The sequence below is a fragment of the Thermomicrobiales bacterium genome, from assembly GCA_037045155.1.
In the GTDB taxonomy this organism is placed as follows: domain Bacteria; phylum Chloroflexota; class Chloroflexia; order Thermomicrobiales; family CFX8; genus JAMLIA01.
In genome coordinates this window covers 1,017,456-1,032,485 of the sequence record JBAOIG010000003.1, presented here as the reverse complement: position 1 = coordinate 1,032,485, position 15,030 = coordinate 1,017,456, and the positions used below count along the sequence as shown (strand labels likewise).

The 15,030-nt window shown below is 62.5% G+C and carries 15 protein-coding genes; 8 read left to right on the top strand and 7 right to left on the bottom strand.

Annotated features, from left to right (window positions below; translation table 11 throughout):
* From V9F06_08065 to scpB, 4 genes are read left to right on the top strand one after another with little or no spacing between them, the layout of a single operon-like run.
* The gene (locus tag V9F06_08065; protein ID MEI2617569.1) at nt 1-651 is read left to right on the top strand and encodes a site-2 protease family protein; all 651 of its coding nucleotides are present in this window, start codon (nt 1-3) and stop codon (nt 649-651) included.
* Nucleotides 648-1,217, top strand: a complete 570-nt coding sequence (locus V9F06_08060; protein ID MEI2617568.1) for an HDIG domain-containing metalloprotein — start codon at nt 648-650, stop codon at nt 1,215-1,217. The genes V9F06_08065 and V9F06_08060 overlap by 4 nt, the downstream gene beginning before the upstream one ends.
* Entirely contained in the window at nt 1,214-1,963 is a 750-nt protein-coding gene (locus V9F06_08055) for a ScpA family protein (protein MEI2617567.1), read from the top strand. The genes V9F06_08060 and V9F06_08055 overlap by 4 nt, the downstream gene beginning before the upstream one ends.
* Nucleotides 1,956-2,534 carry an SMC-Scp complex subunit ScpB gene (gene scpB / locus V9F06_08050; protein ID MEI2617566.1) on the top strand — a complete coding sequence of 193 codons (579 nt, stop codon included), beginning with the start codon at nt 1,956-1,958 and terminating at the stop codon, nt 2,532-2,534. Before V9F06_08055 ends, scpB begins: the two co-directional genes overlap by 8 nt.
* On the opposite strand, the gene V9F06_08045 is transcribed toward scpB, so the two are convergent.
* From V9F06_08045 to V9F06_08035, 3 genes are all read right to left on the bottom strand, one after another.
* On the bottom strand, nt 2,524-3,696 hold the full coding sequence (locus V9F06_08045; protein MEI2617565.1) for a cysteine desulfurase family protein: 1,173 nt from the start codon (nt 3,694-3,696) through the stop codon (nt 2,524-2,526). The two genes, scpB and V9F06_08045, sit on opposite strands and share 11 nt — an antisense overlap.
* A gap of 43 nt (nt 3,697-3,739) precedes the next feature.
* Nucleotides 3,740-4,213: an Rrf2 family transcriptional regulator gene (locus V9F06_08040; GenBank protein MEI2617564.1), complete on the bottom strand. Its 474-nt coding sequence runs from the start codon at nt 4,211-4,213 to the stop codon at nt 3,740-3,742.
* A gap of 143 nt (nt 4,214-4,356) precedes the next feature.
* Nucleotides 4,357-5,505, bottom strand: coding sequence for a site-2 protease family protein (locus V9F06_08035; protein ID MEI2617563.1), 1,149 nt, complete (start codon nt 5,503-5,505; stop codon nt 4,357-4,359).
* A gap of 249 nt (nt 5,506-5,754) precedes the next feature.
* On the opposite strand from V9F06_08035, the gene V9F06_08030 reads away from it, so the two are divergent.
* Together V9F06_08030 and pyrB are read left to right on the top strand one after the other, a co-directional pair.
* Nucleotides 5,755-7,170, top strand: coding sequence for a hypothetical protein (locus V9F06_08030; protein ID MEI2617562.1), 1,416 nt, complete (start codon nt 5,755-5,757; stop codon nt 7,168-7,170).
* A 66-nt stretch (nt 7,171-7,236) separates the two neighbouring features.
* A complete protein-coding gene (gene pyrB / locus V9F06_08025) occupies nt 7,237-8,172 on the top strand; it encodes an aspartate carbamoyltransferase (GenBank protein ID MEI2617561.1) in 936 nt (311 codons plus the stop codon).
* Between the two features lie 8 nt (nt 8,173-8,180).
* Here pyrB and V9F06_08020 read toward each other — a convergent pair whose 3' ends face one another.
* The gene (locus V9F06_08020) at nt 8,181-9,533 is read right to left on the bottom strand and encodes an MFS transporter (protein ID MEI2617560.1); all 1,353 of its coding nucleotides are present in this window, start codon (nt 9,531-9,533) and stop codon (nt 8,181-8,183) included.
* Nucleotides 9,530-9,796 (bottom strand): DUF951 domain-containing protein, encoded by a 267-nt coding sequence (locus tag V9F06_08015; GenBank protein MEI2617559.1) that lies wholly within the window; start codon nt 9,794-9,796, stop codon nt 9,530-9,532. The genes V9F06_08020 and V9F06_08015 overlap by 4 nt, the downstream gene beginning before the upstream one ends.
* Nucleotides 9,797-9,908: 112 nt before the next feature.
* On the opposite strand from V9F06_08015, the gene V9F06_08010 reads away from it, so the two are divergent.
* Complete coding sequence (locus tag V9F06_08010; GenBank protein MEI2617558.1) at nt 9,909-10,502, top strand: hypothetical protein; 594 nt, start codon at nt 9,909-9,911, stop codon at nt 10,500-10,502.
* 11 nt (nt 10,503-10,513) lie between these two features.
* Here the strand turns inward: V9F06_08010 and V9F06_08005 are convergent, their stop codons facing one another.
* Both V9F06_08005 and recN read right to left on the bottom strand, forming a co-directional pair.
* Nucleotides 10,514-10,816 (bottom strand): YbaB/EbfC family nucleoid-associated protein, encoded by a 303-nt coding sequence (locus V9F06_08005; GenBank protein MEI2617557.1) that lies wholly within the window; start codon nt 10,814-10,816, stop codon nt 10,514-10,516.
* A gap of 59 nt (nt 10,817-10,875) precedes the next feature.
* A complete protein-coding gene (recN, locus tag V9F06_08000; GenBank protein MEI2617556.1) occupies nt 10,876-12,642 on the bottom strand; it encodes a DNA repair protein RecN in 1,767 nt (588 codons plus the stop codon).
* Nucleotides 12,643-13,333: 691 nt separating this feature from the next.
* Here recN and V9F06_07995 point away from each other — a divergent pair.
* Nucleotides 13,334-15,013 carry an ABC-F family ATP-binding cassette domain-containing protein gene (locus V9F06_07995; GenBank protein ID MEI2617555.1) on the top strand — a complete coding sequence of 560 codons (1,680 nt, stop codon included), beginning with the start codon at nt 13,334-13,336 and terminating at the stop codon, nt 15,011-15,013.
* The last annotated feature ends 17 nt before the right edge of the window (nt 15,014-15,030 follow it).

Here is a 15,030-nt window from a genome sequence, read left to right as displayed (position 1 = left end):
ATGTTCGGCACGACTCTGCCGGGCGACGTGATTCTCGCGAGGGTTATCGCGTTCGTCGTCGCAGTCACAATCCATGAGTTCTGTCATGCCTGGTCTGCTTACCAGCTTGGCGACCCGACGGCCGCGCGCATGGGCCGCATCACACTCAACCCGATTGCGCACTTCGAGCCGATCGGGTTCATCGGGTTGATGATGATTGCGATTGGCTGGCCGGCGTTTGGCTGGGGTCGGCCTGTGCCAGTCAATCCGAATCTGCTGCGCTGGGGTCATCGTGGGATGGCGTTGACGGCGCTGGCGGGCCCGCTTTCGAATGTCGTGCTGGCGATCCTGTTTGTGTTGCCGCTCCGGCTGCTGAGTACCCAGCCGGTTGGCTTCGCCGATGTCCTTGTTACCCAGATGATCTTCGTTAATCTGCTCCTGGCGGCGTTCAACATGATCCCGATACCGCCGCTCGATGGTCTGAAGATCCTGAACGGGATTCTTCCCCCGTTCTGGTATCAGTTCACGGCGCCGATGGAACGATACGGATTTGTGGTGTTGTTCGCCGTTGTCATCATCGGCGGTCGCGCTGGCGCCGAGGTGATCGGCGCGATGTATGCCCCCGTCTTCGATCTTCTGCATACCGTGATCGTTGGGTCGCTGCCGTTGTGAGTGACATTCGACCAGCGAGATGGCCCTGGCGCGACGCCGCCCACGTTGCGGCGATTAGACGCTTCAGGCAGGGACTCACGGCACTCACAATCCGGCCGGATCGCGAAGTCGATGCACGACTGTGCTCGCTCGTCGTCGACGAGCGGCAGTGGACGTTACTGGCTCGGCTTTCGAGCTTCGACCGTGCGCACCACCTGGCCGTTTACGACACGTTGGTGGCTGGCGGATGTGGTGACCAGGATGTCCTCAGGGCGGCGCTTCTGCACGATGTCGGCAAGGCCAACGATCGCGGGCGTGTCTGGTTGGCGCACCGAGTTATCTACGTCCTCGGTGAGCGCTGGATGCCGGCTCTGCTCGGCCGAGTTGCGCGCGAGCACGGCCGCTGGCTGCGGCGTGGAGTCTGGCTTTCCATCCACCACGCGAAAGAAGGCGCTGCGCTGGCACACGAGGCTGGCGCGAACCGGCGGGTGTGCGAGCTGATCCGGTGGCACGATGGCGCCGGTGGCGCTGCCGACGACACTGGACTATCCGCTCTGCGACGGGCCGACGAAGGGAGCGTCGTATGAGCGCTGCCAGGGGCGATGGTTTGCTGATTGGTTACCAGTTGCGGTTGCCGAGCTATGAGGGGCCGCTGGACGTGTTGTTGACGCTGATCGAGCGCGAGCGGATGGACATCTCCGATCTCTCGCTGGTTTCGGTCACCGATGGATTCATCGCCTATATCGAGGCGATGAATAACCCGCCTGCTGTACTGCTGGCGGAGTTCGTGGGAATTGCGACGAGGCTACTCGTGCTGAAGTCGAGAGCGATGCTCCCACGGCCGGCAGTGACCGACGAGGAGCAGGACCTCGATGACCTCGCGCGACAGCTCCGCGAGTACCAGCAGCTCAAGCTCGTGGCGGCGACATTGCGAGCGACGGAAGAGCAGGGTTGGCGATCGTTCGGGCGCCCGCCATTCGCCGCGATCCTTCCGACCCGTCTGGTGCTGGTTGCTCCTCCCGTCGGGCATCTGCGACGCGCGTTGCTGCGAACGCTGGCTCGTGTCCGGGACGAGGCGGAAGCGATCCCGTTGAGGCGGGTGATCTCGCTTGACGAGATGCTGAATCGAATCGCCGGCCGAGTGGCGCGGTTTCGCCATCCTCAACGCTTCCACGACCTTGTCGAACCGCGCGATCGTGACGAGACAGTCGTCGGATTCATCGCACTGCTAACGCTCTGGCGTCGCGGAGTGGTTGATGTGCATCAGGATGGGCTGTTCTCCGACATCCACGTGGTTCCATCGGCGTTGGAATCGCAGGCCACGGATGGTTGACGCCGATCGCCAGCTGTCGCTGGAGATTGTTCCAATCGAAGAGGCCGTTCCAGCGTTGGAGGCGTTGTTGTTCGCCTCTGGCGGCTCCGAGGACGTGCCAACGCTTGCCGCAGCGTTGGAGTGGGGCCAGAGTGACGTTCGTCGCGCGCTGAGCGCACTCGAAGAAGAACTCCGCGCCCACCCTCGCGGCATCGCGCTTCAGCGCAACGGCGATCGCGTTCAGCTGGTTACCGTTGCGCGATACGGCCGGGCAGTTGAGCGGTTGCTCGGCATCGAGCGACAGGTGAAGCTGTCCAGCGCTGCTCTGGAGACGCTGGCAATTGTCGCCTACCGACAACCAGTCATCAGACCCGAGATCGAGGCGATTCGTGGGGTTGATTCCAGTGGAGTTCTGGCGACGCTTGTTGCGAGAGAGCTGGTTGAGGCGCGTGGGCGTCGGCCTGGACCCGGCAATCCCGTGGAATATGGAACGACCGGGGCCTTCCTGCGGTTTTTCGGGATGACATCGCTAGAGGATTTGCCGCCGCTCGAGGAGACACAGGCCGGCGACACGACGGGAATCAATCTGTGATGCTCGTGATTTCGCGTACACGGGCGACAGTCTCGGCGATCGCGACGATGGCCGCGTCGATCTCTGCGATAGTGTTGTCCTTGCCAACGGTCAGCCGGAGCGAGCCGCCTGCGAGATTCTGACTGACGCCGAGCGCGGTGATGACGTGGGATGGCTCGGTAGAGCCGGTTGTGCAGGCCGAGCCGCTCGACACAGCGATGCCGGCGAGGTCGAGACTGAGCACGAGCGCCTCGCCATCCACGCCAGCGAACGTCAGATTGGCATTGTTCGGCAGCCGCAAGGCGGCGTGGCCATTCAGTCGCGCATCCGGCACCCGTTCGAGGATGCCCTCGACCAGCCGGTCTCGCAGCGCCGCGCAATGTGCGTTTCGGGCATCCATCTCCTCGGTGGCGAGAAGCAAGGCGACTGCCATGCCAACGATACCGGGCGTATTTTCGGTTCCGGCCCGGCGGGATCCCTCTTGTGCGCCGCCGTGCTGTTGCCAGACGATCGGTGTTCCTCGGCGGCAATAGAGTAGACCCGTCCCCTTCGGGCCGTAGAACTTGTGCGCGCTCAATGAGAGAAGATCGACGCCGAGGCTCTCCACGTCAAGCCGCTCGGCGCCAGCGGCTTGCACCGCGTCCGTGTGCATCACGGCGCCGGCCTCCCGCACGATCGTCGCGATCTCGCGAACCGGCTGGATCGTGCCAATCTCGTTGTTCGCCAGCATGATAGAGACGAGGCATGTCTCCGGCGAGAGCATCTCTGCGACCGCCTCGGGTTGAACGATGCCCTCAGAATCGGGTTGGACGACATCGACCACGAAGCCATGCGCGCTCATCGCATCTGCGGCATGGAGGACGGCATGGTGTTCGATCGCGGACACGAGGATTCGATTACGTTGTGGCTGAATGTCGCGACTCCGCCAGGCAACACCCTTGACGGCGATGTTGTCTGATTCCGTCGCGCCGCTGGTCATAATCAGCTCCGACGGCGCGCAGTTGATGATGGCCGCCAATGTACCACGTGCCCAATCGACCGCAGCGCGGGCGTCCCTTCCGAGCGCATATGGGCTGGACGGATTACCGAATCGACTGTTGAAGAACGGGATCATCGCCTCGAGCACGCGCTGATCGACCGGGGTCGTGGCGGCATGGTCAAGGTAAATGTCGGCGCGCTCCACCGGCATATTCCTTATCGGCTGTTCAACGGTGGATCGAACGTTGTCAGGCGGGGACGTGACTGGTGGCATCTACGTCGGCTGTGACCGACTCCGAAGATCGGACGGCGTGAGGCGCGGTCAGATCGGCCAGCGTCGTCGAGTCCAGTGCGTCGATGATGTTGTCTCGCACCTTGAGCCAGACGACTCGTGTCGCGCAGCCATCGATCAATGGGCATTGCTCGTCCGGCTCGACTTCGGACACGCATTCCATCGGCGCGATCGGACCTTCGAGCACGCGGTAGATATCGCCGATTCGGATTGCTTCCGGGGGCTGCGCGAGCGCATAACCACCGTGCGCGCCGCGAGTTGAAGCAACAAGGCCGGCCCGACGAAGCATGCCGAGCAACTGTTCGAGGTAGGCTGGCGGCACGGCGGAATCGTGTGCGACGGAGGCTAGCGCGTTCGGCCCGCTGCCGTACGACCGTGCAAGGGCGACCATTGCCCGCAGCCCGTATTCTCCACGTGTGGAAATCTTCATGCGGCGGCGTCCTTTCGCGATCCCGCCAGGATGGTGCTCGTCGAATCGTACACCTGTTCGTTCGGGTGGGCAAGCGCGAATGATTGTCTCCTGCAACTGAGTCTCATTGCCGTCTCACGGATCCAGTCGCCTGCGCTGTGCCGTCAGACCTGCCCCAGCCGACGCCGCAGCGTGAGAATGCGCTGCCGATATCGCCCGAATTTGCGACCCTGAATGTGGTCGTAGAGATGCCAGAACCGATCAGCAGTGAATACACCACGGTAGCGTCCTTGTTCGACGACCGGCACTGCTGGCAGCTCGGACTCGTTGAGCCAGAGGTGGACATCGTAGAGTGAATCCATTGATTCGACGACATGGACCTTGCGGTCCATGAGGTCGGCAACCTTCAGGTGACGGTGGCCGCCGGCCAGATTGTCCAGCAGGTCACGCCGCCAGAGCATTCCGACAACCACACCGCCGTCGACGACGACGAGGTCGCGCGGCCCACCGGAGATAGCGTGGGCCAATGGCTCGTCTGGCCCGATCCCGCCTCCATCCCACAGCGCATATTGACCGACTGGAAGCCCTCGCAGTGACGACTCGGTTGTGACGTGACGAAACTCCATGTACGCGGCGACGACCACGAACAGGCTGATCATCGGCATGAAATAGTCACCGATCATCAGTCCGGCAGTGGCGAGCAGGATGGCGATGGCGCCACCGACTGCCACCGCGATGCGCGTCGCCTGGAGTTGACCTCGAAACGATGCGAGGATGGCGCGGAGGACGCGGCCGCCGTCCATCGGGAACGCTGGCAGCATGTTGAATGTGGCCAACAGAATATTGGCGATCCAGATATAGATGACAAAGCCGGCCGGCGAGATTTCGTCGATCAGAAGCACCAGTGAAAGGGGATCGCTGACATGGCGCGTCGCCGCGATCACCATGACGATTGGTAGCAACAGGATGACGATCGCCAGATTAACGGCCGGGCCGGCCAACGCGATGACTGTCTCGGATCGGGGAGTCAGCGGCGCGTATTCGACTCGCGCGACCCCACCGACCGGTAGGAGCGTGATGTCTCTCACGCGGACTCCGTAGCGCAATGCTGCGATTGCGTGGGCCAATTCGTGTAATAGCACGCAGCCGAACACGCAAAGCAGCGTCACGAGCCCGAAGATAACGCCGGCCGGGCCGGCTTCCGCGCGTATTCCCCACTGGTAGACCGCCCAGAGCATCACGATCAGGAACGTCGGATGGACCCTGATCGGGATTCCACGCGCGCTGCCAAGCGGAATCGTTCTGCCGAACACGTTCCTCGATCCACTACTGAGCTGGACGCGCCGGCCCAGCCCGCGCGTCTGACTTGTCAAGTCATCATAGCAGACGACTCACTATGCCCGTTCTCGGGGGTTTCCTGCGCGGCATCCTGCGCTGACAGAGCGATGATGAAGCGAGTGAATTACCTATAGCAAGAATCGCGCCAGCGCTATGATACGATGTCCATACAGCCCGCGTTCAGAGCGATGAGCCGGGACTGTGGGAGAAGGGGGCGATTCGCGATGAGGCGTATGGAGGCCGGGTACGATCTCAATATCGAGCAACGCCAGTGGGTGTCGCCCAGCCTGATCGAGGCCAACTACATTCTGAGCCTCTCCCGCCAGGAGCTGGAAGTCGTCATCAACCAGGAGCTCGACTCGAATCCTGCGCTCGAGGTCTCCGACGAAGCGATCTGTCCGCGATGCGGTGGCATTCTCGAAGGAACCTTCTGTGCCACCTGCATGATCAACCATGCCGAGTTGCCGTTTCAGGAGTCATGGGAGGACCACCCGGAGATTGCCTACCAGAGTTCGATCACCCGGGATGACTCCGACGATTTTGATCCGATGACGCTCGTCGGAGAAGCAGTCAGTCTCCGCGATCGCATCGCTCTCGACCTCCCGACACTCCTTGGCGACGACCTGCTGCGAATCGGTAACTATCTGCTGGACTCGCTCGACGAGCGGGGCTACATCGATGCCGACATGGAGATGGTCGAGACGCTGTTCGGCGTCGAGACAACCGATATTGAGTGGGCACTGGCCGCGGTGCAGGCGCTTGCCCCGGTTGGCGTCGGTGCGCGAGATCTGCGCGAGTGTCTCGTCCTCCAACTTCACCACCTCGATGACAATGGAGTCGAGATTCCGATGGCTGTCGAACAGATCGTCGATCGATATCTCGATGAGCTCGGCGGGCACAAGTTCGGGTTGATCGCCCGTGAGCTTGGGGTGACGCCCGAGGTCGTCGACGACGCGCGGGACTTCATCCGCAGTAATCTGACCCCATTCCCACTCCAGCGGCAGGAAGCCCAGGAGTGGAGATCGCCGGTGGAATCCGCCTACGTTGCGCCAGATGTCGTCATTAGCATCGTCGACAATGAGCTGATCGTCGAAGTGGTCGAATCCCGTCACTCTCGGCTGCGAGTCAACGATATTTACGACAGGATGGCACACGTTGCGCAGACGAATCGGACGGCGGGCGACATGGATGCCGCGACGCGGGCGCATGTCCGCGATCACGTCGCCCGGGCGCGACTGTTTCTCGGTAACGTCAAGCAGCGCCACGAGACGCTGGGGCGTATCTCACGTTGCGTCGCAGAGATACAGGAGGATTTTCTCCGCGCCGGTGTCCGCCAGTTGCACCCGCTCACTCGGGCCACTGTCGCGCAACAGGTCGGCGTCCACGAATCGACCGTTAGCCGCGCGACCGCAAACAAGTTCGTCATGCTTCCGACTCGCCAGGTCATCCCATTCAGTAACTTCTTCACGCCGTCGCTGAGCGTGAAGGACATGATCAAGGAGATGGTCGGCACGGAGGAGCAGTCACTCACAGACAAGCGCATTGTCGAGCTGCTGAACCGTCGCGGGGTGCGCATCGCCCGGCGCACCGTTGCCAAGTATCGGGCCGAGCTGAATATTCTTCCCAGCACCCTGCGCTAGAAATTCCGGGCCGCCGATATAATCGACGTTGGCTCGGCCGATAATGTGAAGGAAGTGTGGGGCGCGATGCTACCGAGGCATATCCTGAGGGTCGACCAGTTCAGCCGGGGCGATCTGCTTCAGCTGCTAGCTCACTCAGCCGAGATGCGCAGGGTCGTGGCGGCCGGCGGGGACAAACGTCTGGACGGCAAGATCCTCGCGACGCTCTTCTTCGAGCCAAGCACCCGCACGCGGCTGAGCTTCGAATCCTCGATGTTGCGCCTCGGCGGCAACGTCATCTCCTCCGAGAGTGCCGAACATACGTCATCGGCGGTCAAGGGGGAGTCGATCGAGGACACGATTCGCATCGTTGAGGCATACGCCGACGCGATCGCCATCCGGCATCCGCTCGCCGGCGCCGCCGAAACGGCCGCCTCCGTCGCGTCGGTGCCGATTCTGAACGCTGGGGATGGTCCGCGGGAACACCCGACCCAGGCACTGCTCGACCTTTATACGATCTATGACGAGCTTGGCAGGATTGACGACCTGACGGTCGCGCTCGTTGGCGACCTGCGCTTTGGCCGCGCTCCGCGCTCGCTGGCGATGCTCCTGACGCGAACCGAGAACGCGCGTGTTCTGCTGGTAGCGCCACCCGGCATCGAAATGTCCGGCGATGTGCTGGCCTACATGGAGACTCATGGCGTGGCTTGGGAACAGCTTCACGATCTCGAAGAGGCGCTGCCGCGCGCAGATGTCATCTATATGACACGGGTCCAGAAAGAGCGATTTCCGAGCGTCGAATCCTACCGCCGAGTCAGCGGCTCCTACCGACTCGGGTCGGAGCACATGAAGCTGCTTGGCGAGAATGCGATCGTGATGCACCCGCTTCCCCGTGTTGACGAGATCGACACGCTCGTCGATTCAGACCCGCGTGCGGCGTACTTTCGACAGGCGCGAAACGGCGTCTACATCCGCATGGCGTTGCTGGATCTGCTGCTAGGGCCGCGGTTGCTGACTGCCTGACCTGCCTGTCAGCCGGTCGGATCAGGCGTTGCGGGCGTTGTGGCGGGGTGATCTGGCAAGCCGGGGATCGTGTGGCGCAGGTTGTAGACGCCGATGATCACCAGCAATACCGCGATGAAGATGATGACTTTCAGCACGCCAAACAGATCAGCGAACGCGCCGGCAAAGAGAACCGGGGCGAAGGACGCCACATTCGAGATCGTAAAGTAGGTGGCATAAACTCGCGCCAGACCTTCCTGCGGACTACCAGCCTGCAGCAACGTCTGGCTTGGCACCAGGACAAATGCGTTCGAGATGCCGAGCATCGCCGCGCAACCGACGGCGAAGAGGATGATCCCCCGCGCGACATTTTCGCCGCCGAAGCCGAAGATCCCGCCGATCGGCTCGCTGAGCGCGAATAGCGCCAACCAGATTCCCGCCGAGATCAACCCATAGTCGACCAGCCGAACTGGCCTGATGAACCGCGCGACCCTGTTCACCAGCAATGCGCCCGCCACCACGCCCAGGCCGGCCGGCGCGACGACGTAGGCGATGTCCTCGCTGGGTAGCTTCAATACCGTGACGATGAACTCCGGCCCGAGGGCAGCGATCATCAGGTACGTCGTCGTTGCCATCGTCAGGTAGACGATCGCCTTTATCAATAACGGACTCTGGAGCACAAACACAACGCCCTCGCGCGCGTCATCGATGAAGCGACGGAGCGCCGCGGTTTCGTCTGGCTCGTCGCGGGGGATCGGGGGAGTCTTCGGGAGCAGTAAGGCGAGACCGGTGGATAGCACATAGAGCACGAGGATACCGATGAGCGTGTTCTGCACGCCCAGCACCTTGATCGCGATCGGCCCGAGCGCGGCGAAGCCAATGATCTGCGAGCCGGTGAAGGTCAGGTTGAACAGCGCGTTGGCGCTCATCAGCTCGCGCGGATTCACGATCACCGGAATCGCGGCCGCCTGCGCCGGACCGAAGAACTGCCCTACTGTGCCGAGGAAGAACGTGAGGAAATAGAGCACAGCAAGCGTCAGCAGCGGTGGCCAGTCAGGATTGAGGACGAGGAACCCGAGGACGCCGACTACCCGCAGCGCATTCGAGGCGATCATGACCGTTCGCTTGTCGGCGCGTTCGACGACAACGCCGGCAACCGCCGAGAAGAGGACGGCCGGCGACGAAAAGGCCAGCACGAGGAGTGAGATTGCGGTATTCGCCTGAGACAGGTGTTGAGTCTCAACGATCTGACGAACCAGGATCAGGAGTGAGAAGTTGATCATGTTCTGGGCCGTCTGTGACATTGCCTGGACCACCCAGAGCCGCAGGAATGCCTGATTTCGGAGCACCTCGACAACGCCCGCGTCGCGTCGAGCTGTCACGAGCTGGTGATTTCGGTGGGAGTATCAGTCTCTGCCGCCGCATGTGGGATCGGCAGGTAATCGGGCCCACGTGAGGTGAACCCCTTCAGCCGACGCTCGAGCTCGCGGCGGGGGAGAAGCACGCGGCGGTTGCAGCCATGACAGCGAAGCCCGATATCCGCGCCGAGCCGGACGACGGTCCACTCGTGCGAACCGCATGGATGTGGTTTCCGTAACCTGACCACATCACCAATGAAGACCTGGAGCGGTTCGCTGGCTGGCATCGGTCGGTCAAGACTCCACGGATAGGCGTATGGACGATCGCTCAAGTATAGCCAGATGATCGGCCGAGGGGATGGTGGACCTGTTACACTTCCGCACCGGGAGTACGTACACATGAAGCGTTTCATCGGCGGCGCTATCGCGCTGATCATGATCAGCCTGATATGGATCACGCTTGGGCGGCTCGTTGCAGTGACGGACGCGGGCGTCGATGGCATGCGCTCTGGTCGTGCGATCATTGCCTATCTCTTGCTCTTCGCCGCTCCGACCGCGACATTCATCCCACTGCGGAGATGGACACGCATCCCCCTATACGATCTGGAGGGGATTGCGGCCTGGTCGACGCTCGGCTTCGCTCTCATCTTCCTCCGGCCGGACTCACCCCCTTCGATGGGGCAGTTTCTGTTCTTCACTCTTGCGCTGACGGCCGCGCTCGCAACCGTCTGCACGCTCGCGTCGTTCCTTGTAGGGTTGCGGCTCTATCGACATGATGCGCGCCGATACGATGTTGTTCGCGCCCGCAGGCAGGGATATCTGGCGGCCAGCTTCGTCGTTGCGCTGCTCATCTTTCACGGGATCGGCACGCTCACTCCGACCAGCGGGACACTCCTTCTCGTTCTGGTCGTGTTGGCAGAGCTATTTTCGCTGTCGCGGAGCAACGGAAAGCCGGCGAACGAGCGCGTCGCCGGCTATCGATCTCGGGCCTGAGCTGCCTGGAATTACATGATCCCGGGGATGCGAATGCCTCCGGTCACGGCCGACATCTTGTCGGCAGCAAGCTCTTCGGCCTTCTCCATTGCGTCGTTGATCGCGGCGAGGATCGTGTCTTCGAGTAGTTCGGCGTCGTCCGGGCCCAGGGCGTCCGGCGCGATCTTGACGCCGACGACTGCCTTCATTCCGGTCACCTGCACGGTGACCATTCCTCCGCCAGCAGTGCCCTCGACGATTGTCTCGCCAAGCTCCTCCTGGATCTTCTGGATCCGATTCTGCATCTGTTGCAGCATCCGCATATTCGGCTGCATCAGGGACAGTCCTTTCTGTCGCGCGGCGTGTCGCCTCGGGCGACGGCGCCGCGATTATATCAGCGCGTCGCGGCAGACCGATCCGCGGTCTTCCAGCCTGCTGCTCGCTGAAGGAGCGCGTTCGCGCTGGCGCGTGATTCGGACGTGATCGGCAACCCGTCGAGCATTGCGGCGACCTCATCGATGCGAGCGTCGCCGGAAACGGTGATTGCGGTGGTCACTGTCCTGTCCTCTTCCTCTTGCTTTATCAAGATGATGTGGTGGTCGGCGAACGCAGCGATCTGGGGCAGATGGGAGATCACGATCACCTGATGGCGATCGCTCAGTCTCCAGAGCTTCTCGCCGACGACCTGGCCGCTGCGTCCGCCGACCCCGACGTCCACCTCGTCGAACACCAGCACCGGCGTGTCATCGGCAGTCGCGAGGATCGATTTCAGCGCGAGCATCAGCCGCGCAGTCTCCCCGCCAGAAGCAACTCGCGCCAGAGGACGGAGCGTTTCGCCTCTGTTTGTGGCGAGGTAGAACGTGATGCGATCGGCGCCGGTGTGGTTGATCGCGACGCGCGTACCGTCGGCCAGAGGCACCCCGTCGTCGTCCGGTAGCGTCTCGAAGCGCACCTCGAAGATCGCGCTCCCCATCTGCAGGTCCCGAATCGATTGCTCCACCGAACGAGCGAGCTCCACAGCGCCCGCGCGACGGATGGAGGAGAGCCGGGCGGCCGTGTCTCCCAGTCGCTGACGCAGGTTCGCCTCGTCGGCTCGCAGCGCGTCGATATCGTGCTCGTCGGATTCGATGCTGGCAAGCTCTCTGGCGATTTCTCCCATGTAGATGAGCGCGTCCGCAAGCGTCGGCCCGTACTTCCGCTTCAGCAGGCGGAGTAGCTCGAGTCTCTCCTCGACTGCCTCGAGACGCCGTGGGTCGAGCTCGACACGCTCCGCATAATCTCGAACCTCAGCGGCAACATCTTCTAGCGCAAAGATGGCGTCGTTCGCGCGTGTGAGGGTTGACTCGAACGCGATATCGAGCGTGGCGATGTCGCTGATTACCCGGATCGCCGCGCGAAGACGGTCGATCGCGCCGGCGTTGTCACCAACGGACGAGTCACCTGTCAGCGCTGCCTGTGCGTCCGCGGATGCGCGGAGCAGGCGTTCGGCGTTGGCGAGGCGGGCGCGCTCCTGCTGGAGAGTATCGTCCTCGCCTGGCTGGACGTTGGCCGCCGACAGCTCCTCTGCCTGATACCGAAGCAGGTCGAGTCGCTGCGCTGTTCGGCGCTGTTCCTGGTCGAAGTCGCGAATGCGGCTACGTAGCTGACTCCAGCTTGTGACGCCAGAGGCGACCTCGGCGCGGAGCTCGGAGGTCCCGGTGAAGTGATCGAGAAGATCCAGCTGGATAGCCGGGCGTAAGAGCGACAGGTGATCGCTTTGGCCGTGGATATCGACCAGGAGCTCGCCGATGCGCGTCAGAAGGCCAGCGGTGACAGCCCGGTTGGCGATTCGCGCTGTTGAGCGGCCGGCGGCGCTGATATCGCGGCTGAGGATCAGCGGCTCGTCAGGGGCCTGATCGATGCCGGCCTCGGCAAGGGTGGCAAGGATCCGATCGCGCGCGATGTCCTCGGAGATGTCGAAGATAGCCTCGACCCGGGCGCTACTGGTCCCAGTGCGAACGAGTTCGGCGGAAGCGCGCGCGCCGAGCACCGCGCCGAGCGCATCGATCACCATCGACTTGCCGGCGCCGGTTTCGCCAGTCAGCACATTCAGCCCTGGACCGAACGCGATTCGCGTCTCGCGAATGACCGCCAGATTGTTGATCGTGAGCTCGAGAAGCACGGTCTGCGCTTACCTCCGGGTGCTTCAGGCGGGTGGGCCGCGCCAGCCGGCGTAATGGTAACCCGTCGATACCGGGCGACGCATGACGAATTGGCCGCTGTCAGCCGTGATTCGGACTGATTCCCAGCAGATGGTTCCCAATCTTGAACTGAATCATAAGAAACAGTTGACAATCACTTCCTGTAATCGTATGATCTGGTCTAGATAGGAGGCGCTAGTGATTGTCTACCGAAAGCCTACGACGATACGGTCCGAATCTCTATGGGATTCAGACTATCTGCCGGCTCCGGCGACGGCAGGCAGTTATCTGCAACGAGCCGCCGATCCGCACGTCCCGACGATGCGCTAGTAACGAGAAGACGAGGAGATGAACATGGACAACTACCTGCTGGAGCGAATGGTCGAACACAAGCAGTCCGAGCTCAACCGTGCCCGAGGCAAGCGCGACTGGCTCGCCATCCTGCGCAAGGCTCGCTAACCCCGATCCCCGGCGCGCTCAGACCCAAACGACCCCCGGCGTCCAGCAATTGGCGCCGGGGGTCGTTGTTTCGAGATCCTCGTCGATCGGCCGTGGCGGGTGAATTCGCGCCCGAGCCAGTCGTCTCGTCTGCCTGCCGTGTTACGCTCATCAAGCGCCAGCGCGAGGGCCGGCCGTTCTGTTGATCAGGCATTGTTGGGAAGCGTGGGCATTGTGGCTATCCTGGCGCAGGCGAGCGAAGTCGGCGTGATCTATGGTGGTCACCTGGTGTTCGAGGAGTTGACCTTCGAGGTACGCGACGACGAGCGCGTCGCCCTCGTCGGGGGGAACGGCGCTGGCAAGAGCACGCTGTTGCGGCTACTTACCGGCGAGGTTCAGCCCACCACAGGCTCGATCGCCCGCCAGCGAGGGTTGCGCACAGGATACCTTCCGCAGCAGCCGATGTTCACCCCGGGTCATACCGTCCGAGATGTCGTAGCACTGGCGAGCGGCGACGCGGCCGCGCTCGACGAACGACTCCACGAGCTTGAGCGGCGCATGGGGGAGGATCTGTCCGATGCTGAGCTGGAGGCAGTGCTCGTCGAACATGCTGAGCTGATCGAGCGGGCCGATGCTGTTTCGGGCATGCCTGTTGGCGCGCGCGTCGAGCAGACGCTCAGCGCCCTTGGCTTGCCCGACGACCGTTGGGATCTGTCGATCGAGACGCTGAGTGGGGGCGAAAAGCGCATCGTCGGGTTGGCACAATGTCTGCTTGAAGAACCGGATCTGCTGCTTCTTGACGAACCCGACAATCACCTCGATGCGAACGCGAAGACGTGGCTCGAGAGCTATCTCACCGGCCGCAAGGGTGGGACGGTCATCATCTCACATGACCGCTATTTCATCGATCGCGTCGCAACCAGTATCGTCGAGCTGGAAGATGGACGGGTATCGAAATACGCGGGCAACTACAGTCGGTTCACCACGCAGAAGCGGGAGCGCCTGGAGCGCGACGCCCAACTGTACGAGCTTCACCAACGCGAGCTGAAGAAGCTGAAGGCGAGCGCGGAACAACTGACACAATGGGCGCGGCAGAATCACAAGTTCGCCGCGCGCGCCGGCAATCGCTGGCGCATCCTCGAGATCGAACGCGAGAAGCTCGCCGAAAAGCCCGTCCCGGTGATCGACCGTCGCCGTATCGACGTTGAGTTCTCTGCCGACCGCGGCTCGTCGCTTGTCCTGGAGATGAAGGCGCTTTCGAAATCGTACGGCGACCGTGAGATCTTGCGACCGTTTGACTTTGAGCTGACGCACGGTGAGCGCGTCGGGATCGTCGGCGACAACGGAGCGGGCAAGACGACGCTCTTCCGGCTTGTCCTTGGGGACGAACCCGCGACCACCGGACGTGTGCGGATCGGGCCGTCGATTGTGACGGGCTACTATGCGCAGGAACAGGAGACGCTGGAGCCGACTCGCACGCCGCTGGAGCTCGTGCGTTCGGCGCGGGCGATGACCGAGCAGTCGGCCATTGGCTTTCTCGTCGGGTTGTTGTTCACTCGCGAAGACGCGCTGACCCAGGTCGGGAAGCTCAGTGGTGGTGAACGCAGCCGGTTGCAGATCGCGCTGCTGATCCTCCGTGGCGCCAACTTCCTGCTGCTCGACGAGCCAACCAACAATCTCGATCTGCCATCAATCGAGGAGCTCGAGGCCGCGTTGCTCGATTTCGGCGGGACGATCCTCACGATTTCGCACGATCGGTACTTTCTCGATCGGATCTGCAATCGCATTATCGAGCTCGACGGCGGGCTTGTTCGGGAATATCCCGGGAACTTCACCTACTACGACACGCATCGGGGGCGTGGCGCTGTGTTGACGCATCAACCAGTGACCGGTCAGCGCCAGAAAAAGCGCTGACCGGTCGCCGGTGGTAA

What these genes read in the sequence shown, in the direction of transcription:
- V9F06_08005 (MEI2617557.1), bottom strand. Translation starts at nt 10,816, where the DNA reads ATGCAGCCGAATATGCGGATGCTGCAACAGATGCAGAATCGGATCCAG.
- V9F06_08040 (MEI2617564.1), bottom strand. Translation starts at nt 4,213, where the DNA reads ATGAAGATTTCCACACGTGGAGAATACGGGCTGCGGGCAATGGTCGCC.
- V9F06_08065 (MEI2617569.1), top strand. Translation starts at nt 1, where the DNA reads ATGTTCGGCACGACTCTGCCGGGCGACGTGATTCTCGCGAGGGTTATC.
- scpB (MEI2617566.1), top strand. Translation starts at nt 1,956, where the DNA reads ATGGTTGACGCCGATCGCCAGCTGTCGCTGGAGATTGTTCCAATCGAA.
- V9F06_08015 (MEI2617559.1), bottom strand. Translation starts at nt 9,796, where the DNA reads ATGCCAGCCAGCGAACCGCTCCAGGTCTTCATTGGTGATGTGGTCAGG.
- V9F06_08055 (MEI2617567.1), top strand. Translation starts at nt 1,214, where the DNA reads ATGAGCGCTGCCAGGGGCGATGGTTTGCTGATTGGTTACCAGTTGCGG.
- V9F06_08010 (MEI2617558.1), top strand. Translation starts at nt 9,909, where the DNA reads ATGAAGCGTTTCATCGGCGGCGCTATCGCGCTGATCATGATCAGCCTG.
- V9F06_08030 (MEI2617562.1), top strand. Translation starts at nt 5,755, where the DNA reads ATGAGGCGTATGGAGGCCGGGTACGATCTCAATATCGAGCAACGCCAG.
- pyrB (MEI2617561.1), top strand. Translation starts at nt 7,237, where the DNA reads ATGCTACCGAGGCATATCCTGAGGGTCGACCAGTTCAGCCGGGGCGAT.